Below are 21,918 nucleotides of genomic sequence, written 5' to 3' on the forward strand. Positions count from 1 at the left end.
TCGGGTCGGGCCTTCAGGCTTCCGGGCCACGCCAAGGGTGGCCTACCGCACAGCGACGCGGTCGAGGACACCGCGCCGGCGGAGTACCCGCACAGTCTCGGTCACGACGAGGGCCAACAGGGTGAGGAGTGCCACGAATCCGGCGACGATTTGCTCCGCGAGCACCCACGCCGGTGTCGTCCACTGTAACCCGGACGCGAGCAGCGACGCCTGTTCGTCGGGGAGGACGAGGCCGAAGATACGCTCCAACTGGAACGACCGCTTCTCGTCGATGACGACGCTCTCGTTTCTCGCGGTGGTCCGGTTGGCGTCGGTCGAGGCGATACGGCTCGTGAGGTTCAACGCTGTGGCACTGTGTCCGCCCGCGCTCTCGTCGCCGGTGCCGATGCGTTCTGCGTCGTAGGGGAGCGATATCGGGACGCTCCAGACGACTTCGCCCGACTGGTCGACTTCGATGACGCGGCCACCGTTCGAGTCGACGATGAGCGTGTTACCGTTCGGGAGCCGGTCGGCGTCACGGGGCCATTCGAGACGGGGGTCGGACCAGACCCACGACTGCTCCCACGTGCCGTCGACGCGCTGGTACTCGACGATGCGGTCGTTCTCGCTGTCCGCGACCAGCACCGCCGGGCCGCCTCTCGACGCGGGGATGTAGTCTGGGTTGTGCTGCTCGAACATGACGTCGTGGTCACCGTCGCTGCCGAGCGTCCAGTTCTCCTGTATCCCCTCGCCCGGTTCGATGAACACGACGGAGTCTTGGTTCCGAAGCGATGCCATGACGCGGCCGTCGTGCAGCATGTCGGCGTCGTTGATGTGCGTCCAGTCCCCGGGGTACTCACCGCCGCTGTCGGGGTCGTACGACTGGTTGGCGTCCCACGTCCACGTGTGCTCGCCGGTCCGCACGTCGACGATGAACACCCTGTCGGCGGCGATGTCCGCGACGAGGTAGTGCGTGCTGTTGAGGCGGTCGGCATCGTGCCAGTTGACCGACGAGCGCGGGCCGGGGTTCGTCGCGGACTCCCGGTAGACAGTCTCCGTCGTGCCGTTGTTCCACCACATCCGCTCGAAGTTGTTGCGGGTGCACCGCCCCTCGGTGCGGTTGATGTACTGCTGGCACGTCTCGCCGGCCCGGAGGTTCGCCGAAATCGTGAACACCGACCGCGTCCCCGGTATCGGGTCCACGTCGGCGTAGACGTAGTGCGTGTCGTTGTGATAGGCGACGCCCCCCTCGGGCGTGAACACGAGGAGTGCCGACGCGACGGTTCCTTGCCACCGGCGGTTGATTGAGATGGCCGTGTGGTTCGGCCGGTCGGGGACGACTTGCCCGCCGTCGTCGTACGCGGACTCGTACAGCGACTCGCTGGCCCGAACGTCCGAGGTTGCCCACGAGTATCCGAGAAATCCGACAGAGACGAGAAGCAGTGCGACGAGACCGATTCGTAGCCGATTCCTCATCAGTCGCCTTCCATCTCCGGCCGGTAATTACTCTTTCTACTCACCCCCTCGGTCGGCTGAGTCCGTTTCTGTTCCCTTCGAACACCGCTCTCGACGGGTAACTCGGGGCGAAGGTTCGGCCCGTCGACTCGGCCAGAGGAGACAACTCGAACAGTCAGGCGTCCGAGAGGAGTTCACGCACGGTCTGCTCGACGGACTCACGTGGCTCCCACCCCAGTTTCTCGGCGGCCCGGGACGTGTCGACGCCGAACTCGTCGACGAGCGTCTCGGCCGCACGGGGGTTCTCGACGAGTTCGACCGCCGGCTCCCGCCCGAGGATGTCAGCGGCGACAGCCTGGACCGTCTCGGCGACGGCCATCACGCTGTGGTCCTCGTCGCTCGCTATCTCGAACTTCTCCGTGCCCGTCTCGCCCGCCGCCGTCTGGTCGACGAGTCGCTCGGCACTCTTGACGAAGGCGTCCGCCACGTCGCGGACGTGGACGAAGTTGCGCGACTGGGTGCCCGGTTCGTAGACGGTCAGCGGTTCGCCGGCGAGCGCGCGGTCGACGAAGAAGTTAATCACGGTCCCCTTCGAGACGCGGCGGCCGTTCAGTTCGTGACTGCCGTAGAGGTTCGCAATCATGAACTGGTGGGCCGGGAACGCGCCGTCGGCGAAGTCCTCGATGGCGTGTTCGCCCAGCAGTTTCGTCCGGCCGTACCAGTTCAGCGGGTCTCGCGGGTGGTCGACCGTGATGGGGAACGACTGTGGGTCACCGACGACGGCCATCGAGAACGGGAAGGTCAGTCCGGCACCCGTCTGCCGGCAGTGCCACGCGACGTTGTTCGTGCCGACGACGTTCACGTCGTAGGCCAAGTCCGCGTCCTCGTCACAGTCGTCGACGCCCGAAATCGCGGCCAAGTGGAGGACTACGTCCGCACCGTCGAGTGCGTCGGCGAGTCGGTCGCGGTTGCGGATGTCGACGTGTTCGACGGGTACGTCACCGATGGCACGGATGTCACCGAGGTAGAAGTTGTCCAGCGCGGTCACCTCCCAGTCGGGGTGGGCCGCCTGCAGTTGTGCGACGACGCGACTGCCGATGTATCCCGCCGCGCCCGTGACCGCGACGTGAGTGTTCGAGGACGGCGATTCGGTCATGGTCGCCACGTCGGCGCGGGAGTATATACGCCCGGTGGTTCGGACGCAAAGCCCCACGAACGCGGGTCGAGCACGCACGTGCGTCCGAGAGACGGACAGGAACGCTCGCTGAACCACCGGGTTTAAATCTACGAGTCACGTTCGAAAGTGTCGGCTATGGACGAACTGCGAACGGGACTCAGCTACGGTGACGTGTTACTCGTCCCACAGCGGTCTCCCGTCGACAGTCGGACCGACGTCGACCTCACGACGCGGCTCACGCCTGCCATCGAACTCGATACGCCGTTGGTGTCCGCGGCGATGGACACGGTGACGAGTGCCGAGTTGGCCCGTCGCCTCGGAGACAGCGGCGGCGTCGGGACGATACACCGGTTTTTCACCGTCGAGGAACAGGCCGAAGCCGTGGCGACGGCCGCCGCGGACGGCGTTCCGGTGACGGCCGCCGTCGGCATCGACGAGGACTACCTCGGGCGTACCGAGGCACTACTCGAAGCCGGCGCGGCCGCCGTCGTCGTCGACGTCGCACACGGGCATCTGGGGCGGACGCTCGACGCCGTCGCGGACATCCGCGCCGAGTTCCCGGATGTCGAACTCGTCGCCGGGAACGTGGCGACGCCGTCGGGTGTCGAGGACCTCCACGCCGCCGGCGCGGACTGTGTGAAGGTCGGCATCGGCCCCGGGTCACACTGCACGACGCGGAAAGTCGCGGGTGCGGGCGTCCCGCAGTTGACGGCTATCGACGACTGTGCCGACGCCGCAGCGGACCTCGGCGTCACCGTCTGTGCCGACGGGGGGATTCGCACCTCCGGCGACGCAGTGAAGGCCCTGATGGCCGGTGCGGACACCGTGATGATGGGCAGTCTGTTCGCGGGGACCGAGGAAGCCCCCGGCGACGTCGTCGAAGTCGACGGCGTGAAGTACAAACGCTCGCGTGGGATGGCGACGACGGCCGCCGCCGAGGAACGCTCCGACAAGGAGGAGAACGTCACCGCCGACGAGGGCGTCGAAGGGCTGACGCCGTACAAGGGGCCGGTCGTCGAGGTGGCCGAGGAGTTCTGTGCCGGTATCAGGTCGGGCCTCTCGTACTGTGGCGGCCACACGATTCCGGACGCGCGCGAGAACGCCGAGTTCATCCGCGTCGCCGGGAGTGCCAAGGAGCGGGAAGGGGCACACTCGGACCACGAGTGGGAGTCCGTCAGTGTGGACAGTACGAAGCATGCGAAAAGCGAGGCCGACGATTGAACGGAGTGAAAGAGTCAGCCTCGAAGCGGAGCGGGGAGGCGAAACCGACCCGTGGAGCGAGAGCGAGGCGGATGATTGAGCGAAGCGAGGGAATCCGCCTCGGAACCAACGAGCGGGCGTAGCCCGCGAGCAGAGCGAGGCCGACGACTGAGCGGAGTGAAAGAGTCAGCCTCGAAGCGGAGCGGGGAGGCGAAACCGACCCGTGGAGCGAGAGCGAGGCGGATGATTAAGCGAAGCGAGGGAATCCGCCTCGGAACCAACGAGCGGGCGTAGCCCGCGAGCAGAGCGAGGCCGACGACTGACGCGCTTCGCTCGCGGCTCTTTCGTCGCCGCTCGCGCAGTTGGAGACGCTCCCTGTAGTCGCGTCTCGTGTCAGTCGTCGCTGGAGAGAATCCCCATCGACTCGGCGGGCGTCTCGTCGGGGTCGGCGTCGAACAGCGGACTCTGGTCGCCGGGGACGAACGTGTTGAGGACGAGTGCCGACAGTGCCGTCAGGATGACCGGTTGCCCGAAGAACGTCTCGGCAGCACTCGGGAGGCCGCCGAGGGCTTCGGGCCGGGTCGCGACGCCGAGGCCGAGACCGAGCGAGACGGCCATGATGACCATGTTGCGCCGGTTCAGGTCCGTGTGCAGGAAGATGAGTCGCGTCCCGCTCGCGGCGACCATCCCGACCATCAGCAGGACCGCACCGCCGAAGACGGCACTGGGAATCGTCGTGACGGCGGCACCGACCTTCGGGACGAGGCCGAGGACGGCGAGGAGGACGCCGCCGATGCCGACGACGTGACGGCTCATCACGCCGGTGAAGTTGACGATGCCGACGTTTTGGGAGAAGGAAGTGATGGGGAACGCGGCGAAGGCAGAGCCGATGGAACTGAGCAGTCCGTCGGTGAAGAGGCCGCCCCGGAACTCCTCGTGAGTAGGGTTGCGGCCCTCTGCGGCCGTGATGCCGGACATGTCCCCGACGGTTTCCATCGCGGAGACGAGAAACAGGAACGCGAACGTCACGATGGGGACCGGTTCGAACGCGAAGCCGAACTCCCCGGGGCGCGGCACCGCGAACCACGCCGCGTCCGCGATGGGACCGAAGTCGACGACGCCGAGCGCGACGGCGACGCCGTAGCCCACGACGATACCGACGAGGACCGAGAGCAGTCGCGTGACGCCGCTCGTGAACATGTTGAGGGCGACGGCGATGGACAGGACGAGCGACGCGAGGCCAAGGTTCGTGAGCGACCCGTAGTCGGCCGCACCGACCCCGCCCGCCGCGTAGTCCATCCCGACGGGGATGAGGTACAGCCCGATGATGACCACGACGAGGCCGGTCACGAGTGGCGGGAAGAAGGGTCTGATACGCTTGAACTGCCAGCCGACGAGGCCCTCGACGACGAATCCGGTCACGAGTATCGCGCCGAAGACCGCGGCCAGCCCGGAACTCGCGCCGATGGACGACGCCGCACCGACGAAGGTGAAACTCGTCCCCATCACGATTGGGAGTTTCGACCCGACCGGTCCGACGGTGTAGGTCTGAACGATGGTGGCGATGCCCGAGAACAGCAACACCATCTGGACGAGGTAGGCCGTGTCGGCCGCTTCGAGTCCGACGGCCCCCGCGACGATGTACGCCACGGCCGTCGCCGGAACTATCATCACCGCGACGTGCTGGAGCCCCAACAGTATCGACTTGAGCCACGGCGGCTTGTCGTCGACCCCGTAGTCGAGGTCGATTTCACCCTCAGTCTCGGTTCCCATCTATAGCCACATCCAGCGGGTATCTTATCATAACAGTTGTGTCTCGAACCGAAGGACTGGTATCGCCGCCGTTCCGCGGCGTCTCCGGGAGGTATAGACGTGTCACTGAGACAAGCATAGCCGGGCTGCTGTCTCAGTGGACCGTGACTTCGCCGTCCTCGACCGTGATGTCGACCAGACTCTCGACCTCGTAGTCGGTGTCGTCGAGTGCCGAGTCACCGACTTTCCGAATGACGACGACGATGTCGCTGATGTCCGCGCCCGTCTCGTCGAGGGCGTTACAGATAGCCGCGAGCGTCCCGCCGGTCGACAGCAGGTCGTCGAGGATGAGTACTCTGTCACCGGCGTCCACGTCGTTGATGTACATCTCCGATTCGGAGTAGCCAGTCGACTTGTGGAGCGGGATTTCGTCGGGCAGGCCGTACGCGCGCTTGCGGATGACGACCAGCGGGATGTCGGTCTGGAGCGAGAGCGCGGTGGCGAGGTGAATCCCCATGGCTTCGGGCGCGACGATTTTGTCCACGTCCAAGTCGACGCGTCGGATGACTTCGGCGACGACTTCCCGGAGGAGTGCGGGGTCGAGCATCGGAACCCCGTTGCTGATGGGGTGGACCATGTACTCGTAGCCGTCCTTGTCGATTATCGGCGCGTCGTGTAAGGACTCCCGCAGGCGTTCCATGCCCCCGGTTCGGGCAAGGCCCCGAAAAACGAATCGTTCCGGGGCCGCACCGACTGTCCCCGGCCCGTCAACTGGTCGTCTACTCCTCTAGGACGCCCGGCAGGAAGCGGTCCTCGTGGGCCGCGATGGTGTCGTCGTAGGTGGTCAGGGTGTCGAGGATGTCCCGGACGCCGCCCTCGAAGTCCTGTGCCTGCGCGCCGATGACATCCATGTACCGGTCGTTCTCGATTTCCATCTTGTGCGTCTCGTCCTCGTCGCGGGGGTTCTCGAAGTGTTCGACGGCCACGTCGAGGTCGTACTCCGCGCCCACGTCGGCGATGGTCTCGGCGATTTCCACGATGGAGATGGCGCGCGTCACCTGATTGTAGACGGTCACGCCGTCGTCGTCCTCGGCGGGACCGCTCAGAGCCAATTCGGCGAGGCCCTCGACGGCGTCCTCCAGACTGATGAACGGCTTGCGCTGTTCGCCCTTCCCGTAGACGGTGACGGGGTAGCCCGAGACGGCTTGGGCACAGAAGCGGTGCGTGACCGTCCCGAAGTAGTAGTCGAAGTCAAAGCGCGTCTTCAGGCGGTCGTCGGCCCGCGTCTCTTCGGTCTCGGTTCCGTAGACGATGGCCGTCCGCACGTCCGAAATCGGGATGTCGAACTGGCTCTGGGCCAACCGGAGGTTCGCCGCGTCGTGGCTCTTCGTGAGGTGGTACCAACTGCCCGCCATCGCCGGGAACGGCACCTCGTCGCGTTCGCCCTGGTTCTCCATCACCGCGCCGCCCTCGGGGATGGGGAACTCGGGGGCACCGTAGACGCCCGTGGTCGTCGTCTCGATGAAGTGGGTGTCGGTCAGGTCGTGTTCGTGCAGGCCGAAGACGAGGTTGCGCGTGGCCTGCATGTTGTTGTGCTGGGTGAAGTTGGCCCGCTCGCCGTTGATTTGGGAGTACGGCGCGGACGGTTGTGCGGCGGCGTGAACGATGGTGTCTGGTTCGTGGACCGTCAGCAGTTCCTCGACGAAGGCCTTCTCGGCGAGGTCCCCCTGCACGAACGAGAGGTTGGCCACGTCGTGTGTCTCGGCGGCCGCGTCGATGCGTTCGTCCATCCACCCGACGGGGACGGCACTCGTCGACCCGACTTCCTCGACCCACTCGCGCCGGCCGAAGTTGTCCACGGCGAGCACTCGGTCGTCGGTCCGTGTCGCGATTCGCAGTGCGGTCGGCCACCCGAGGTAGCCGTCACCGCCAGTGACGAGTATCGTCATTAGTTACTCACTCCGCGAGTAACTTCGTGCGAACAAAAGTCTTCCGACACTCTCGCCGGCCGAGTCGAGTCTCAGCGGGGACACGTCACGGGGCGAGCGCGTCGGTACGGCGACTGCTCCGTCGGTCGGATACATCGCTCGCAAGCGGTGTGTGCAAAAAGCGGCGGCCCGTTACTCAACGGTGACGCTCTTGGCGAGGTTGCGCGGCTTGTCGATGGAGCGGCCGAGCAGGTCGGCGGTGTGGTAGGCCGTCAGTTGCAGTTGAACGTTGGCGACGACGGCGGCCACCCGCGGATGGGTGTCGGGGACTTCCAACACGTGGTCGGCGTAGCGTTCCACGTCGCTCGCACCGTCGGTGACGGCGACGACGGGGGCGTCGCGAGCCTCGACTTCCTTGACGTTCCCCACCGTCTTCGTCGCCATCTCGTCACTCCCGGTGACGACGGCGAAGACGGGCGTGTTCTCGGTGACCAGTGCCAGCGACCCGTGTTTGAGTTCGCCCGCCGCGAAGCCCTCGGCGTGCCTGTAGGATATCTCCTTCATCTTCAGCGCGCCCTCCAGCGCGACGGGGTAGTTCAGTCCCCGACCGATGAAGAAGTACGAGTCGGCGTCCCGGTACGTCTCGGCGATGTCGGCCGCCGTCGAATCGTCGAGTATCTCCTGGACCGCACCGGGGAGGTCACGGAGCGCGCTGATGACCTCGCGGGCGTCACCGACGGACGTGACCGCCAGTGCGAGCAGGTTCAGCGCGGCGATTTGGCTGGAGAACGTCTTGGTCGCGGCCACCCCGAACTCGGGGCCGGCCCGGATGTACAGCGCGTGGTCACACTCCCGGGCCGCCGTCGACCCGACGGTGTTCGTCACGGCGAGCGTCCGCGCGCCACGGCGGCGGGCCTCCCTGAGCGCGCTCAGGGTGTCGGCCGTCTCGCCGCTCTGGGTGACGCCGACGACCAGCGCGTCGCCGATGGGCGGGACGCTCGTGGCGTACTCGCTGCCGAGGAACGCTTGGGCCGGGATACCGGCCTGCCGGAACAGCTGGGCGGCGTACAGCGACGCGTGGTAACTCGTCCCCGCCGCGACGAACTGGACGCCGCGGGGCGACAGGTCACCCAAGTCCCCGAGGTCGACCTCGCCACCGAGTTCGTCCACGCGACCCCGTAGACACTGCCGGAGCGCGCGCGGTTGCTCGTGTATCTCCTTGAGCATGAAGTGGTCGTAGCCGCTCTTGCCCGTCTCCTCGGGGTCCCAGTCGACCGTCTCGACCGGTTTCTCGACGCCCTCACCGTCGAGGGTGGTGACGGTGTAGCCGTCGCCATTCAGGACGGCGAACTCGCCGTCGTCGAGGTAGACGACCCGGTCGGTGTGGTCCCGGAACGCGGGCACGTCGCTGGCGAGGTAGTAGGCGTCGTCGGAAATCCCGAGGACGAGCGGCGAGTCGTTGCGGGCCGCGAAGATACTGTCCGACCCGGCGACGACGGCGGCGATGGCGTAACTCCCCTCCAGTCGCGATATCGCCCGGCGAACGGCATCCTCGGGCGCGTGGCCGTCCCGGAGTTCGTCCTCGACGAGGTGCGGGACGACTTCGGTGTCCGTGTCGCTCCGGAACTCGTGGCCCGCCGTCGAGAGTTCGTCGCGCAGCGTCTGGTAGTTCTCGATGATGCCGTTGTGGACGACGGCCACCTCACGGTTGCAGTCCAGATGCGGGTGGGCGTTCTCGTCGGTCGGCGGCCCGTGCGTACTCCAGCGCGTGTGGCCGATGCCGACCGTCCCCGAGAGTTCCCGCTCTTCGAGGGCGGCGCGCAGTTCGCTGATTTCGCCCGCCGTCTTGCACACGTCGAGCGCGTCAGCCGATAGCGCGACGCCGGCCGAGTCGTAGCCGCGGTACTCCAGTTTCGAGAGGCCGTGAACGAGGACGTCGAGCGTCTCGCCGTCACGGCCCGCACAGCCGATAATACCACACATCAGCGGAGCACCTCCGCACCCTCGGGGATCTGGTCACGGACGTGTGCCCCGGCGTGGAGGCGAGCGTTCGGGCCGACGAGCGTCCCTGGCGCGAGCGTCACGTCACCCGCTGCGGTAACGCGGTCCGCGAGGACGGCCCCCAGCCGTTGGTCCTCGAACACCTCGTTGCCGACCCGCACGTCGGCCGGGCCGCCGGGTGCGGTACTCCCCGCACCCACGTCCACGTCCTGCCCGGTCACGGTGTCGAGGAGCGTGACACCGGCGGCGACGCGCGTGTCGGCGTCCAAGACCGACCGCTCGATGGTCGCGTTCGGGCCGACGGTCACGTTCCGCCCCAGCGCGGCGTTCGGCCCCACGACGGCACACGGCGCGACTTCCGAGTCGGGACCGACGACGGCCGGCGAGCGGAGCACCGCCGTCTCGTGGATGCGGGCGTCGTCGTGGACCCACACGCCGTCGTCGCGCTCCCTCCCGGCGAGTCGCCCGCGAGCCAGCACCTCGTCCGCGACGGTCAGCAGGTCCCACGGGTAGGTCGCGTCGGCCCACAGTCCCTCACAGCGGACCGCAGTGACGCGTTCACGGTCGAGAAGCCGGTCGATGGTGTCGGTCAGGGCGAGTTCGCCCGCCGTCCGTGGTGTGTCGGCTATCTCGTCGAAGATGCTCGCGTCGAACGCGTAGATACCGCCGTTGATGAGGCGATACTCGTCGGTCGTCGGCTTCTCGATGATGTCGGTTATCTCGTCGTTGCGGACGGCGACCGCGCCGTACTGGGAGGCCTCCGGGTGTTCGACGACCCCCATCGTCGCGGCCGGGTTCTGGCGTCCGTAGGCATCGGCGACGGTTTCGACCATGCTGGCGTCGATGAGGCGGTCGCCGTTGACCACCAGCGGCGGCCCGTCGACGGTGGCTCTGGCCTGCAGGAGCGCGTGGCCGCTCCCGAGTTGCTTGTGTTGGCGGACGTACTCGATGGGTACGTCCCGATAGGTCGGGCCGAAGTGGTCCTGCACGCGGTCGTGTTTGTACCCGACGACACAGACCAGTCGGTCCATCCCGGCGGTGACGAGGGCGTCGAAGACGTGTTCGAGTATCGGGCGGTCGGCGGCGGGGAGCATGGGTTTCGGACGGTTGCGCGTCAGGGGCCGCAACCGTGTCCCTTCCCCGGCAGCGAGGACGACCGCTGTACTGACGCTCATACAGAACGATTGCCACCGCGCCGCTTCAACGTTCCGGCTCCGGCAGGACCCTTCTGTTAATATCGAACAGTAGATGGCGTATACTGCCGGATTCAGAGTTGGTAAACGGCGTATAATTATGTGGTCGTTTCGAATCGGAGGCAGTTCGTCCGACGAGTGTCCACTACCGCTACAGGACCAACGCGACGCCGCCGCCGACGGCCACCGTCCCGAAACCGACACACACGGCCCAGAACGCCACGCGCTCGACTAACGCGACGAGCGCGCCGACGGTCAGGTACCCGACGACGGCACTCACCGCGAGCGCGAGGGGTGCCGACCCCGGGTCGACGGCACTCACGCCCCCATCGAGGACGGCCAGCATCCCCGCTCCGAGTGCCGCCGGAACCGAGAGGAGAAACGAGAGGCGGAGCGCGGCCCCGCCGTCGTGGCCACGAAGCAAGAGCGCGCTGACCGTCGTCCCGGACCGGGAGACGCCCGGCAGGATTGCCAGTCCTTGGAGTCCACCGACCACCACCGCATCGAGCGGTGACGGTGTGTCGCGCCGGGCGACCGCACGGGCGTCCGCAACCCGCTGGACGAGACCGGTCAGGACGAGCAGTCCCCCGATTAGGGCGACGAACGCGCCGCCAGCGAGTTCGGTGGCGACGGCCAGTAGCGTCCCGTAGGCGGCGAACCCCACGACGGCGGAGATTGCCGTCGCCGTCACGAGGAACGCCAATTCGGCCGTGTCGTCGGCGAAGACGGCATCGAAGTCCATCGTTCGCCCAGTCAGCAGGACCGCACGGATGTCACGGCGGTAGTAAGCGGCGGCCGCGACGGCCGTTCCGGCGTGCAGAAAGAGCGAGTACCGCACTGCAGCGGTGGCGTCGGCACCGCCCGCGACGGTCAGAAAGAGCGCGGTCGCCCCCTCGCTGGAGACGGGAAGCCACTCCAACACGCCCTGTACGAGGCCGACGAGAACGGCCACGACCCACGCGTCCATGTCGAGGAGGACGGCGTGGCTCGAACAAAGGTCGTTCGACTCGCTCGGCGGCCGCGATGGGACTCGGCCCCAGAACCGTCCGCGAGACTGTCGCTGTGGTCGTCAGTCCGCGGCGGCAGCCTCGTCGCTGTCGTTGAGTTTGACGAGTTCGTCGACGTCGGGGACCTCAGCCTCGGCGTCGGTGATGATTTCGATGCGACGGGTCAGTTTGTCACGGGAGTACTCGATGAGTGGCATCGGGTTCAGCCCCTCCGTGAGGTCGCCGAACGTTCCGGCGACGTGGGGCATCAGGTCCTGAAGCGTCTCCTGAACCACGTCCTCGTCGACTTCACCGCTCTGGACGTAGCCTCGCACCTTCTGCATCCCGAAGCCGACGTGGCGACCCTCGTCGGAGCGAATCTTGGAGATGCCGTTGACGAGGCCCTCGGCGTTGGGGTAGTCCTCGTCGGTCACGTCGTCCGTTCCCGACTCGCTGAACGCCGAGGTGAAGCCGTAGTAGCCCGTCTGTGCGAGGACGGACTCGACGGTCAGGTGGTAGTGGCAGTAGGCCTCGGTCCGGGCACGCGGAGAGTCGTCCTCGAGGAGGTTCTCCATCGCGGCCTCCGTCTTGTCGAACAGCGCGATGTAGTGGTCGTTGAAGTATCGCTGGTCCGTCGGCTGGGTCACCTCGTAGCCCAGTTCCTCGGCCGTGGCGTTGATGACCTCGCGCCAGTAGCGGTCGAAGAACTGCGTGTGTTTGCCCTCCTCGTAAATCTGGCTGGAGAGGAACATCTGGTCGTTGATGTCCTCGAGAACCAGACCCAGCGGCATCAGGTCCTCCGTCACCGCCTCTTCGCCGGCACCGAACCGGGCGATGGCCGTCCGGAGCTCGTCGAACTTCTCTTCGTCGGGGGCGAAGTCGATCATCTTCTCCTTGTCGGCTTCGAGGCCCTCGATGTCGTACGGGTCCCAGTGGCGGTAGACGGCGTTTTTGAAGTATCCCTGCGCGAACGAGTCCTGGTCGAGTCGCATCTCGCGGCTCGAGTCCTCAACCTGCGTCATGGTACACCGACACGGAAGGACTATACTGGACTATCGCTGGTGCAACAGTACAATGGTGGGTTTAAACCACCGTCATATGCAGGCCGCATGTATTGGTGGATAGAAGCAATCATTCCGGGGTTTTGCCAAGAACAATATAGACGGAGACAGTATCACAGGGCATGCGACACGTGGAACTGGTGTTGCGGCCGGAGACGGAGGAGTTCCGGGGATTCCACCCGGCCGAGGAGGCGATAATCGAGTCGCCCGACGTCGAACGGGTCGCCATCCACCACTTCAACCAGTTGGACGACGGAACCGTCGTGTTCCTCTATCAGGTGCGGGGTGACATCGATCAGGCACGGGACGTGCTGGAAGGGGATACCGACATACTCGCCTACTCCATCTCGCGGTCCGGGAACGACCTACACGGGTACATTCACTTCCAACCCAACGACGTGGTGAACGCGCTGTTTCGCCTCCCGCAGGAACACAGCGTCATCATCGACACGCCTATCGAGTGTCTGCCGGACGGAGGGATTCGCGTCAGCGGCATGGCACAGGAGGCGACCATCACCGACGCGATGGGGACCATCCCGAAGGAACTGAACGTCGAGTTGGAGGCCATCGGAGAGTACGACCCGGACGACCGGCAACTGTTCTCGATGCTCACCGAACGCCAACAGGACATCCTCCTCAAGGCCATCGACATGGGATACTACGCCGTGCCCCGCGACGCCACGTACGAGGACATCGGCGACGAACTCGGCATCGCGCCCGTCACCGTCGGGGAGCACCTCCGCAAGATAGAGTCGCGCGTCCTCACCGAGATTACGCCGGGGTAGGGCACCCGACCACACAGTTCAAGACGGTTGCGGACGCATCTTGTTGTATGAGCATCGTACGAGACGCCGAACACAGCGACGGAGCCCCGACCATCGAGGGTACCGGCATCCGCGTCGAGGATATCGCCGTCGCGTACGAGCACAGTGGATACGACCCGGATGAAATCACGCAACTGTATCCGGACCTCTCGTTGAGCGACGTACACCGGGCACTCGCGTACTACTACGACCACATCAGCGACTTCAGACCCGCCGACGCCGCGACGGCATGAGGGCACTCTATTGCGACGAGAGTATTTGGGTCCCTGTCGCCGATGGGCTACAACGCCGCGGCTGGACGGTCTACACCGCGCGTGGGGAAAACACGTTGGGTGACGGCGACCACGCTCAGTTGAGTTATGCCGTCGAGAACGACTGGATACTGGTGACGTTCGACGACGACTTCCTCTCGCTGGTCGAAGGCGACAGACTCGAACACGCAGGACTAGTCTACGTCGAACAGGAAGGGAAGCGTATCGGTGACGTGGTGAAAGCAGTCGATGCCCACCTCGCGGAGCGAGATAGGAACGACCGAACCATCGCGTACCTGTAATCAGCCCATGTTCGGCAGGCCGCCGAAGTTGATGGTCACGGACTTGGTTTGGGTGTAGTCGTCGAGCGTCTCCTCGGAGAGTTCCCGGCCCATCCCGGACTGCTTGTAGCCGCCGTAGGGACTGGGCTCGAACATGTCGTTCCACGTGTTGACCCAGACCGTCCCGGCTTCGAGGTCGTCAGCCGCCCGCTTCGCGTCGTCGAGACTCTGGGTCCAGACGCCCGAGGCGAGGCCGTAGATGGTGTCGTTGGCTTCTGCCATCATCTCGTCGTAGTCGGACCACTCGATGACCGACAGTACCGGGCCGAACACCTCCTCGCAGGCCACGGTGTCGTCGTTCTCGATGTCGGTCAGAATCGTCGGCTTGAGGAACGGCGCGCCGTCCAACTCGGGGTCCGCCGGCTGTTCGCCGCCGTAGGCGAGCGTCGCACCCTCCTCCAGGGCGGTGTCGACGTAGGACTGGACGTCCGCGAGGTGGTCGTGGTCGACCAGCGGCCCCACGTCGGTCAGCGGCGAGAGCGGGTCGCCGACGGTCAGGTCGGCCGTCGCCTCGACGAACGCGTCTAGGAACTCGTCGTAGACGTCCTCGTGGAGGAACAGGCGCGACCCCATCGTACACTGCTGGCCGACGTTGAACCACGACGCGATGATGGAGCCTTGGACGGCCTTCTCGATGTCGGCGTCGGGGAAGACGATGTTCGGACTCTTGCCGCCCAGTTCCAGCGACACCGGGGTGATAGTCTCGGCGGCGTTCTGCATCGTGAACTTCCCGGCCGCCGTCGACCCAGTGAGCCCCACCTTGTTCACGCCCTCGTGGCTCGCGATGGCGTCGCCGACGACGCTCCCCGGGCCGGTGACGACGTTGACCGCGCCGTCGGGGAGGACGCGCTGGATAGTTCGGGCCATCTCCAGCGACGAGAGCGAGGCGCGCGAGGACGGCTTGTAGACGACGGCGTTGCCCGCGGCCAGTGCCGGCGCGACTTTCCACGCGACGAACATCGCGGGGAAGTTCCACGCGCTGATGAGGCCGACGACGCCGTACGGTTCTCGCTGGGTGTAGGTCAAGCGGTCGTCGCTCGCGGGCGGTCGCCGCCCCTCGTCGGCGGTGCGGGCGAGACTCCCGAAGTAGCGGAACTGTTCGATGGCGACTTCGAGGTCCACGAACATCGAGTGCTGGTTCGCCTTCCCCATCTCGAGGCTGTCGAGGCGGGCGATTTCCGTCCGGCGGTCCTCGAGTCGGTCGGCCACCTCGAACAACGTCTCCGAGCGTTGCTGTGGCGACACGTCGCGCCACGCCTCGAAGCCGTCCCGCGCCGCCGCGACGGCGCGGTCCACGTCCTCGGCGGTCCCCTGCTGGAAGTCTGCGAGGTGCTGGCCCGTCGTCGAGTCCACGGCCGGAACCGTCTCGCCGCTCGACGATTCGACCCACTCACCACCGACGAGGTGACCGTACGTGTCCTCGCCGATTACCTCGGCGGCGACGGCCGTGTGTTTCTCGCGGACCCCCTCGGCGACGTTCACTCGGTCGCCGTCGAAATACTCGCGTTGCATGTCCTTCCCACTTCTATCACGCCCATCATATTCGTGGTGCCTCAATAATCGGGCCGTTGATTTCAGCCGCGCGGGCGAGAGAGATACCGGACTGGACCGCCGACCGACCCCGCCGAGACGGGCCGACCGCTGAATGCGTGTTATTATCTACCACAAAAAGGAGTCCGTCGCTACAGTCCGGGGCCAGCGAGAGGTGACCAATTCGAGACATATTCCGCCGTATCCACCGCGATTGCTGTACGCTACAGTCACAAACTGTACACTGGGACAGCTGCTCCAATAACAGTGGTAAACGAGGCGGAACGTTCGTCGCACGTCGGTGTTTCTTTCAGATTCTGTGCGTCCAATGTAAGGCGACATCTATATACGACATACGTTCACATAGAACAGATATGTCTTCGAAGCGGGGGTCGGTTCCGACTCCCAGCGTGATGCGGCGGCTGACGCAGAACCTCGCGGGGCTGCGGCGGTGCCGGAGCAACGGGGGATGTCGGGTCGGCTGTGACCACGACCGAACGGACGACGACCGCTTGCCCTGGACCGGGTCCGGGTACGGTGGCTGGGGCGGCCACGAGTACCACGGCACGGAGGCCGGAAGCGAAGCGACACCTGTCGTATTCGTCCACGGGAACCAGCGGGACGCCTGTGACTGGACCGGCTACACCGACTTCTTCCTGAACCGCTCGTTCGCCGGCGACGACCTCTGGGCGATTACCTTCGAGTCGGGCAGTCCGAGCCACGGGGCGATGGCCGCACAACTCGACCACTTCGTCGCCCACGTCCGCGAGTACACCGGGGCGTCGGAGGTGGCCATCGTCGGACACAGTCTCGGCGTGACGGGCGCGCGCTACTGGTTGGACCGGCGGGACCGATACGAGTGGGTCGATTCGTTCGTGGGACTGGCGGGCGCGAACCACGGGACGGTACTGAACTCGATGGCCGCCAACGTCGGCCTCACCGGCGGGACGTACAAGATGAGTGCGTTCCTCCGGGACGACTACGAACGCCTCGGCGACCACCCGCTCGCCCAACTCAACGAGAACGAGACGCCGGGCGACGTGGACTACTACACCATCCGGGGCACGCAGGACCCGCTGTTCTGGAACTGTCGGGACAGTCCGGCACTGGCGGGTGCGACGAACGTCGCGCTCAAGACGGACCACGACGGCGTCCGGGCGAGTCTCACGAGCATCGAGTACGTCTACGAGTGGCTCACGGGCGAGAAGCCGTACAACCTCGCCACCATCAGAGCGGACGACTGACCGACGACGAAGGGCAAGGGAGTTACGGGTGCCCCGTGTTGGGTGCGTAATGACAGTGCTGGCGACGGCCCGCCGGGCCGTGGAGACCGGACCGGTCTGTGACGCCTGCCTCGGCCGGTTAGTGGCCGACCGGAGTTTCGGACTGACCAACGCCGAGCGCGGGCGGTCGCTTCGCGTCGCGGCCGCCCTCGAAGACGACGTACCGGTCGCGGAGTACGAACCGGACGGGGAGTGTTGGGTCTGTGAAGACGAGAGCGACCGCTACGAGGAGTGGGCCGAACGCGCGGCCCACGCACTCGCGGAGTACGAGTTCGACACGTATCAGACCGGGACCAAAGTCCCGCCGCTGCTGGAAGAGAACGACCGACTGCTCCGCGAGGACGTGGGGCTGGACCCGGACGCGGGCGAACCGCTCAAGGCCGAACTCAACCGCGAAGTCGGCAAACGGCTGGGTGCGGACACCGACGCCGAAGTCGACTTCGAGCGTCCCGACGTGCTGGTGATACTTGACCTCGCCACAGACGAACTCAGCGTGCAGGTCAACTCCGCGTTCGTCTACGGTCGCTACCGCAAATTGGAGCGTGACATCCCGCAGACGAAGTGGCCTTGCAACGACTGCGGCGGCACCGGCCGGAAGCGCGGGGCCGCGTGTGACGGCTGTGGCGGGTCGGGCTACCGCTACGACGAGAGCGTCGAACAGTTGACCGCCCCGCCCGTCCGCGAGGCGATGGACGGCGAGGAAGCCGTCTTCCACGGCGCGGGCCGCGAGGACGTGGACGCGCTCATGCTCGAATCCGGGCGGCCGTTCGTCCTCGAAGTGAAGGAGCCACGCACCCGCGACGTGGACCCCACGGCACTCGAACGCGAGGTCAACGAGTTCGCCGAGGGGAAAGTCGAGGTCGAGGGCCTTCGCCTCGCCACCCACGAGATGGTCGAGCGGGTGAAGGAACTCGACGCCACCAAGACCTACCGGATGGACGTGACGTTCGAGGAGCCGGTCGACGCCGAGTCGTTCGCGGCCGCGCTCGAAGCGCTGGACGGCGCGACGATTCATCAAGACACCCCACAGCGAGTTACCCACCGGCGCGCGGACGTGACGCGCACCCGCGAGGTGTACGACATCGACGGCGAGTTGAGCGACGACCACACGGCCACCGTCGAAGTCCACGGGGAGGGCGGCCTGTACGTGAAAGAGCTAGTCAGTAGCGACGACGGCCGCACCGAACCGAGCCTCGCGGGACTGTTCGGCGTCCCCGCCGAGGTGACGGCCCTCGACGTCCTCGACGTGACGGGTGAGGACGAACCGTTCGCCCGTCCCGAGTTCTTCCGGGGAACGGACGACGCCTGACCGGCGTGGCGTCCGTCCCAACGTTTAGGCCCGTACGTGCCTTCTGTTACTGTGGTGTGTTAGTATGTGTCACGAAACGGAGCGGGGCTACCGGAACTGGCGGGAGTGGGTCGACGACGCGCTGTCGGCGGACGCTGAGGCGGACGCGGACGGGGAGCGGCTCGACGTAGACATCGCCGAACCGGCCATCGGACAGTACGACATGGACGCGCCGACGCTCGACACCGAGACGGTCGACGAACCGCAACTGGACGACTGAGCGGGGCGGGCGGTGGACGGCCGACGGGATTTATGTCGGAGTGGCGTGAGCTACCGGTATGCGATTCGGCGTCGACGAGGCCGGGAAAGGGCCGGTGCTGGGGTCGATGTTCGCCGCCGCGGTGCGGGCCGACCACGAGGTACTCCCCGACGGGGTAGACGACTCGAAAAACCTCGCGCCCGCCCGGCGCGAGGAGTTGGCCGCTCGCCTCCGCGCGGACGACCGAATCACCGTCGGCGTCGCCGAAATCCCGCCGGCACGCATCGACGACCCGGAGACGGATATGAACACGCTCACCGTCGCGGCCCACGCCGAGGCACTCGACGCCGCCGCCGCCGACGGCGACACGGGCCACGTCGACGCTGGAGACACCGACGCCGAGCGGTTCGGGCGGCGCGTCGCGGGACGGACTGGCGTCGACGTGACCGTGACGGCCGAACACGGTGCCGACGAGGCACACGCGTTGGTCGGCGCGGCGAGCATCGTCGCCAAAGTCGAACGGGACGCGCACGTCGCGGAGATGGCGGCGGGGTTGGACGGCTACGACCCGGGCAGTGGCTACCCGAGCGACCCGACGACGCGCGCGTTCCTCCGGGCGTACGTGGCCGACCACGGCGACCTCCCGGCGTGCGCGCGCCGGTCGTGGGGCACGAGCGAGGACGTACTCGCGGCCGCCGCCCAGTCGTCACTCGCGGAGTTCTGAGTCGGATGGGGGGTGAAACGGGGCGGAGCGTCTCGAAACGGCCGGTGCTCGACGCCCGCAGGTCTATCGACGGTCGCTATCCATACAAAACGAGAGGTGATTTTTCTCCGCGTGAAAACGCGTGGAAACTGGGCTACTCCTCGCGGCTGCGTTCTTCCTCGGAGAGCATCAGGTACCGGAGCACGTCGCCGTAGGCCGGACGGGTGACCAGCACACCCAGCAGGACACCGACGATGGTGACGATGGCGAACCCGGTCAGGTCGCCCAGCGAGACGACCGTCAGCGGACTCATCGCGATGATGGTCGTCGCCGCCGCCGCGCCGATGACCCAGAACGCCTTACGGAAGCGGTTCTGGAACACTCGGCCCGTGGCGACTTTCCCCTGCTGAAGTATCTCGTCGGCGATGATGATGAGGTCGTCCACCCCCGTCCCGATGACGGCGATGAACCCGGCGATGTGGCTGAGGTCCAACGCCAACCCGACGCCCGCCGCGAACCCGAGCAACAGGAACACCTCCGCGGCGGCCGTCGCCAGCATCGGCACGGCGACGCGGGGGCTCCCGTAGCGGACGAACACCACGCCGCTGACCGCGAGCCACGCGACCAGTCCGGTCACCAGCGAGAAGAACTTGAAGTCCTGTGCGAGTGCTGGCTGGAGGAAGTACGTCGTCCCGCGGTCCTCGATGTCGAGTTCCGTCGTCAGCGCGCCAGCCTTGAGATTGATGGACAACTGCTGGGCCTCGGACATGTTCGTCGTCGTCATGACGAACGTCGGCCCGCGCACGAAGTCACCCGTCTCCATGTTCTGTGCGAGTCCCCGACTCATCTGGGCGGCGTACACCACCCGGTCGTCGAGGACCGTGTACAGGCAGTACCCCTCGGCGTCGTCGGGGTTGTTCCGCGCGTACTGTGTCGGACAGTTAGCGACGCCCGGTCCGGTGAAGCCGAACTGCTGCATCGCGTTGGAGTAGTTGCGTGCCGCCTCGTCGGTGAGGCTCACCGAGACGTGTGGCTGTGGCTGCTGTTGACTGGGCTGTCGGGCCGACCCGACGTTCGTGAAGTCGTCGTTGGTCAGCAGCGAGACGTCACGGTAGGTCGTGTTCCCGTCGCGCTGGTCCGGGAAGTGCGCGACGATTTCGACCTGCCCGCGGTCCTCGATGAGGTCGAGCACCTCGGTCCGGTTCGCGTTGGGCACCTCGACGATGACGAACGTCTCGCCGGTCCCCGAGGTGGTCGTCCGGGCCTGTCCCCCAGTCAGTCCGCCTTGGTTGATTTTGTTGTTCAGCGTGTCGACCACGGAGTCGCGGGTGGGTGCGGTGACGCCGCGGTCCACGTCGTCGGCCGTCACGTCGAACCCGTTGTCGTTGAGGGCGGACACGAACGCCGATTCGGAGACGTTCTTCGAGTACACCTCGATTGCCCGCTCCTGTGGCCTGAGTCCGATGTCGGTCTGTGACACGCCGAGGTCACCGGCCAGGTCCGACCGCACGTCGGTCAAGCTCTCGTTCTGTAGGTCGACCGGTTCGGCGTGCATGCCGATGAGCGGCGCGCGGATGCGCGTCCCGCCGGAGAGTTCGAGGCCGTAGTCCAACCCGACCACTTGGTTGCCGCCACCGCTGCCACCGCCACCGCCGCCGCCGGCGACCATCGGCGCGAAGAGGAGGGCGGTACTGGCTATCGTGAACAGCACGAGCAGGACGATACGCCAGTTGTCGCGGATGTTCATGTCTGCTCACCCCGGGGTACTGCCGACGGCCGGGTCATCGTGTGACCCCCTCGTACTTGTACCACCGCAGGAGGCTGAGATTGAGCATGTAGGTGTTCATCAGGTCCGCCGCCAGTCCGAACACGAGGATGATGCCGATGGACGGCAGCAGCGGTATCCCCAGCAACGTCGCCGTGATGGTCATCACTATCATCGCCGACAGCGAGGTCAGCGTCATCGACACACCGGTCCGCATCGCCCGATACGTGGACTCGTAGAACCCACCCCGCCGCCGCAGGATGTGGTTGTTCAACAGCACGTCCGAGTCCACGCTATACCCGATGAGCATCAGGAGCGCGGCAACCGCCCCCAGCGAGAGTTTGATGCCGAAGACGTTCATCAGCGCGAGCGGAATCACGATGTCCGAAAACGCCGAGAGGACCACGGCGATGGAGGGGACGAACGACCGGAAGAGGACGAAGATGATGGCACTCATCCCGACGAACGCGACGGTGATGCCCATGAGTGCCAGCCGGACGGAGTCGGACCCGAAACTGGCCGTCGTCTGTCCGAGCGAGGCCACCTCGTAGCCCGCACTCTCCATCTGTGAGCGAATCAACTCGTTGTCGGTCGATTGCGTCGTCACGATGTACCGGTCGGCCCCCTGCACCGGCTGGACCGATTCGACGGCGAACCCGGAGATACTGCTCTGTATCTCGGCTTGGGAGTCGCTCGTGACTATCTGTATCTCCGTTCCACCAGTGAACTCGATACCGAGCGCGACCGGTGCCCCGGTCGTCAGATACCACCCGGCCAGTATCGCCAGTGCCACCGCCAGCACCGCGAGCGGAATCACTGCGAGCTGTCGGTTGGAGTAGCGAGTGTAGTCGACTTCCGGGAACCGGTCGGGGATGTCGGTGAGACCGCTCATCCGGTCCACCCCCTCGCGACCGGCACCTCGAACGCCATCATACGCCACCG

At 66.2% G+C, this 21,918-nt stretch carries 20 protein-coding genes; 8 read left to right on the forward strand and 12 right to left on the reverse strand.

The window, feature by feature from the left end:
- Positions 1-42 precede the first annotated feature (42 nt).
- On the reverse strand, positions 43-1,455 hold the full coding sequence (locus tag MUG95_RS05690) for an aryl-sulfate sulfotransferase (protein WP_247010105.1): 1,413 nt from the start codon (positions 1,453-1,455) through the stop codon (positions 43-45).
- Positions 1,456-1,609: 154 nt separating this feature from the next.
- Positions 1,610-2,590 carry an NAD-dependent epimerase/dehydratase family protein gene (locus tag MUG95_RS05695; protein ID WP_247010106.1) on the reverse strand — a complete coding sequence of 327 codons (981 nt, stop codon included), beginning with the start codon at positions 2,588-2,590 and terminating at the stop codon, positions 1,610-1,612.
- A gap of 156 nt (positions 2,591-2,746) precedes the next feature.
- Here MUG95_RS05695 and MUG95_RS05700 point away from each other — a divergent pair, with 156 nt between their 5' ends.
- A complete protein-coding gene (locus MUG95_RS05700; protein WP_247010107.1) occupies positions 2,747-3,832 on the forward strand; it encodes a guanosine monophosphate reductase in 1,086 nt (361 codons plus the stop codon).
- Positions 3,833-4,204: 372 nt separating this feature from the next.
- On the opposite strand, the gene MUG95_RS05705 is transcribed toward MUG95_RS05700, so the two are convergent.
- The 7 genes from MUG95_RS05705 to MUG95_RS05735 all read right to left on the reverse strand — a co-directional run bounded on the left by MUG95_RS05705 (position 4,205) and on the right by MUG95_RS05735 (position 12,663).
- Positions 4,205-5,584 carry a uracil-xanthine permease family protein gene (locus MUG95_RS05705; protein WP_247010108.1) on the reverse strand — a complete coding sequence of 460 codons (1,380 nt, stop codon included), beginning with the start codon at positions 5,582-5,584 and terminating at the stop codon, positions 4,205-4,207.
- A gap of 133 nt (positions 5,585-5,717) precedes the next feature.
- Positions 5,718-6,263: a hypoxanthine/guanine phosphoribosyltransferase gene (hpt, locus tag MUG95_RS05710; RefSeq protein WP_247010109.1), complete on the reverse strand. Its 546-nt coding sequence runs from the start codon at positions 6,261-6,263 to the stop codon at positions 5,718-5,720.
- Between the two features lie 79 nt (positions 6,264-6,342).
- The gene (locus tag MUG95_RS05715; protein WP_247010110.1) at positions 6,343-7,512 is read right to left on the reverse strand and encodes an NAD-dependent epimerase/dehydratase family protein; all 1,170 of its coding nucleotides are present in this window, start codon (positions 7,510-7,512) and stop codon (positions 6,343-6,345) included.
- Between the two features lie 171 nt (positions 7,513-7,683).
- The gene (gene glmS, locus MUG95_RS05720) at positions 7,684-9,474 is read right to left on the reverse strand and encodes a glutamine--fructose-6-phosphate transaminase (isomerizing) (RefSeq protein WP_247010111.1); all 1,791 of its coding nucleotides are present in this window, start codon (positions 9,472-9,474) and stop codon (positions 7,684-7,686) included.
- Entirely contained in the window at positions 9,474-10,667 is a 1,194-nt protein-coding gene (locus MUG95_RS05725) for a sugar phosphate nucleotidyltransferase (protein ID WP_247010112.1), read from the reverse strand. Before MUG95_RS05725 ends, glmS begins: the two co-directional genes overlap by 1 nt.
- Positions 10,668-10,836: 169 nt before the next feature.
- On the reverse strand, positions 10,837-11,652 hold the full coding sequence (locus MUG95_RS05730; RefSeq protein ID WP_247010113.1) for an undecaprenyl-diphosphate phosphatase: 816 nt from the start codon (positions 11,650-11,652) through the stop codon (positions 10,837-10,839).
- A gap of 102 nt (positions 11,653-11,754) precedes the next feature.
- Positions 11,755-12,663 (reverse strand): ferritin family protein, encoded by a 909-nt coding sequence (locus MUG95_RS05735; protein ID WP_247010114.1) that lies wholly within the window; start codon positions 12,661-12,663, stop codon positions 11,755-11,757.
- 191 nt (positions 12,664-12,854) lie between these two features.
- Here MUG95_RS05735 and MUG95_RS05740 point away from each other — a divergent pair, with 191 nt between their 5' ends.
- The 3 genes from MUG95_RS05740 to MUG95_RS05750 are packed head-to-tail and all read left to right on the forward strand — an operon-like array spanning position 12,855 to position 14,109.
- Positions 12,855-13,517: a helix-turn-helix domain-containing protein gene (locus tag MUG95_RS05740; protein WP_247010115.1), complete on the forward strand. Its 663-nt coding sequence runs from the start codon at positions 12,855-12,857 to the stop codon at positions 13,515-13,517.
- A 47-nt stretch (positions 13,518-13,564) separates the two neighbouring features.
- Positions 13,565-13,789, forward strand: coding sequence for a DUF433 domain-containing protein (locus MUG95_RS05745; protein ID WP_247010116.1), 225 nt, complete (start codon positions 13,565-13,567; stop codon positions 13,787-13,789).
- The gene (locus tag MUG95_RS05750) at positions 13,786-14,109 is read left to right on the forward strand and encodes a DUF5615 family PIN-like protein (RefSeq protein ID WP_247010117.1); all 324 of its coding nucleotides are present in this window, start codon (positions 13,786-13,788) and stop codon (positions 14,107-14,109) included. Before MUG95_RS05745 ends, MUG95_RS05750 begins: the two co-directional genes overlap by 4 nt.
- Here MUG95_RS05750 and MUG95_RS05755 read toward each other — a convergent pair whose 3' ends face one another.
- Complete coding sequence (locus MUG95_RS05755) at positions 14,110-15,660, reverse strand: aldehyde dehydrogenase family protein (protein WP_247010118.1); 1,551 nt, start codon at positions 15,658-15,660, stop codon at positions 14,110-14,112.
- Positions 15,661-16,052: 392 nt separating this feature from the next.
- On the opposite strand from MUG95_RS05755, the gene MUG95_RS05760 reads away from it, so the two are divergent.
- The 4 genes from MUG95_RS05760 to rnhB all read left to right on the forward strand — a co-directional run bounded on the left by MUG95_RS05760 (position 16,053) and on the right by rnhB (position 19,232).
- Positions 16,053-16,922 (forward strand): esterase/lipase family protein, encoded by an 870-nt coding sequence (locus MUG95_RS05760; protein WP_247010119.1) that lies wholly within the window; start codon positions 16,053-16,055, stop codon positions 16,920-16,922.
- Between the two features lie 49 nt (positions 16,923-16,971).
- Positions 16,972-18,270, forward strand: a complete 1,299-nt coding sequence (locus MUG95_RS05765; RefSeq protein WP_247010120.1) for a tRNA pseudouridine(54/55) synthase Pus10 — start codon at positions 16,972-16,974, stop codon at positions 18,268-18,270.
- 64 nt (positions 18,271-18,334) lie between these two features.
- Positions 18,335-18,529: a hypothetical protein gene (locus MUG95_RS05770; RefSeq protein WP_247010121.1), complete on the forward strand. Its 195-nt coding sequence runs from the start codon at positions 18,335-18,337 to the stop codon at positions 18,527-18,529.
- 58 nt (positions 18,530-18,587) lie between these two features.
- Positions 18,588-19,232 carry a ribonuclease HII gene (rnhB, locus tag MUG95_RS05775; RefSeq protein WP_247010122.1) on the forward strand — a complete coding sequence of 215 codons (645 nt, stop codon included), beginning with the start codon at positions 18,588-18,590 and terminating at the stop codon, positions 19,230-19,232.
- A 133-nt stretch (positions 19,233-19,365) separates the two neighbouring features.
- Here rnhB and MUG95_RS05780 read toward each other — a convergent pair whose 3' ends face one another.
- A complete protein-coding gene (locus tag MUG95_RS05780) occupies positions 19,366-20,958 on the reverse strand; it encodes a preprotein translocase subunit SecD (protein WP_247010123.1) in 1,593 nt (530 codons plus the stop codon).
- A 34-nt stretch (positions 20,959-20,992) separates the two neighbouring features.
- Positions 20,993-21,868: a protein translocase subunit SecF gene (gene secF, locus MUG95_RS05785; RefSeq protein ID WP_247010124.1), complete on the reverse strand. Its 876-nt coding sequence runs from the start codon at positions 21,866-21,868 to the stop codon at positions 20,993-20,995.
- Positions 21,869-21,918: the final 50 nt, after the last annotated feature.

The sequence above is a fragment of the Halorientalis litorea genome (assembly GCF_023028225.1).
GTDB classification, from domain to species: Archaea; Halobacteriota; Halobacteria; order Halobacteriales; family Haloarculaceae; genus Halorientalis; species Halorientalis litorea.

What these genes read in the sequence shown, in the direction of transcription:
- glmS (WP_247010111.1), bottom strand. Translation starts at nt 9,474, where the DNA reads ATGTGTGGTATTATCGGCTGTGCGGGCCGTGACGGCGAGACGCTCGAC.
- MUG95_RS05740 (WP_247010115.1), top strand. Translation starts at nt 12,855, where the DNA reads ATGCGACACGTGGAACTGGTGTTGCGGCCGGAGACGGAGGAGTTCCGG.
- MUG95_RS05745 (WP_247010116.1), top strand. Translation starts at nt 13,565, where the DNA reads ATGAGCATCGTACGAGACGCCGAACACAGCGACGGAGCCCCGACCATC.
- hpt (WP_247010109.1), bottom strand. Translation starts at nt 6,263, where the DNA reads ATGGAACGCCTGCGGGAGTCCTTACACGACGCGCCGATAATCGACAAG.
- MUG95_RS05715 (WP_247010110.1), bottom strand. Translation starts at nt 7,512, where the DNA reads ATGACGATACTCGTCACTGGCGGTGACGGCTACCTCGGGTGGCCGACC.
- secF (WP_247010124.1), bottom strand. Translation starts at nt 21,868, where the DNA reads ATGAGCGGTCTCACCGACATCCCCGACCGGTTCCCGGAAGTCGACTAC.
- MUG95_RS05695 (WP_247010106.1), bottom strand. Translation starts at nt 2,590, where the DNA reads ATGACCGAATCGCCGTCCTCGAACACTCACGTCGCGGTCACGGGCGCG.
- MUG95_RS05730 (WP_247010113.1), bottom strand. Translation starts at nt 11,652, where the DNA reads ATGGACGCGTGGGTCGTGGCCGTTCTCGTCGGCCTCGTACAGGGCGTG.
- MUG95_RS05735 (WP_247010114.1), bottom strand. Translation starts at nt 12,663, where the DNA reads ATGCGACTCGACCAGGACTCGTTCGCGCAGGGATACTTCAAAAACGCC.
- rnhB (WP_247010122.1), top strand. Translation starts at nt 18,588, where the DNA reads ATGCGATTCGGCGTCGACGAGGCCGGGAAAGGGCCGGTGCTGGGGTCG.
- MUG95_RS05765 (WP_247010120.1), top strand. Translation starts at nt 16,972, where the DNA reads ATGACAGTGCTGGCGACGGCCCGCCGGGCCGTGGAGACCGGACCGGTC.
- MUG95_RS05755 (WP_247010118.1), bottom strand. Translation starts at nt 15,660, where the DNA reads ATGCAACGCGAGTATTTCGACGGCGACCGAGTGAACGTCGCCGAGGGG.
- MUG95_RS05780 (WP_247010123.1), bottom strand. Translation starts at nt 20,958, where the DNA reads ATGAACATCCGCGACAACTGGCGTATCGTCCTGCTCGTGCTGTTCACG.
- MUG95_RS05760 (WP_247010119.1), top strand. Translation starts at nt 16,053, where the DNA reads ATGTCTTCGAAGCGGGGGTCGGTTCCGACTCCCAGCGTGATGCGGCGG.
- MUG95_RS05750 (WP_247010117.1), top strand. Translation starts at nt 13,786, where the DNA reads ATGAGGGCACTCTATTGCGACGAGAGTATTTGGGTCCCTGTCGCCGAT.
- MUG95_RS05770 (WP_247010121.1), top strand. Translation starts at nt 18,335, where the DNA reads ATGTGTCACGAAACGGAGCGGGGCTACCGGAACTGGCGGGAGTGGGTC.
- MUG95_RS05690 (WP_247010105.1), bottom strand. Translation starts at nt 1,455, where the DNA reads ATGAGGAATCGGCTACGAATCGGTCTCGTCGCACTGCTTCTCGTCTCT.
- MUG95_RS05705 (WP_247010108.1), bottom strand. Translation starts at nt 5,584, where the DNA reads ATGGGAACCGAGACTGAGGGTGAAATCGACCTCGACTACGGGGTCGAC.
- MUG95_RS05700 (WP_247010107.1), top strand. Translation starts at nt 2,747, where the DNA reads ATGGACGAACTGCGAACGGGACTCAGCTACGGTGACGTGTTACTCGTC.
- MUG95_RS05725 (WP_247010112.1), bottom strand. Translation starts at nt 10,667, where the DNA reads ATGAGCGTCAGTACAGCGGTCGTCCTCGCTGCCGGGGAAGGGACACGG.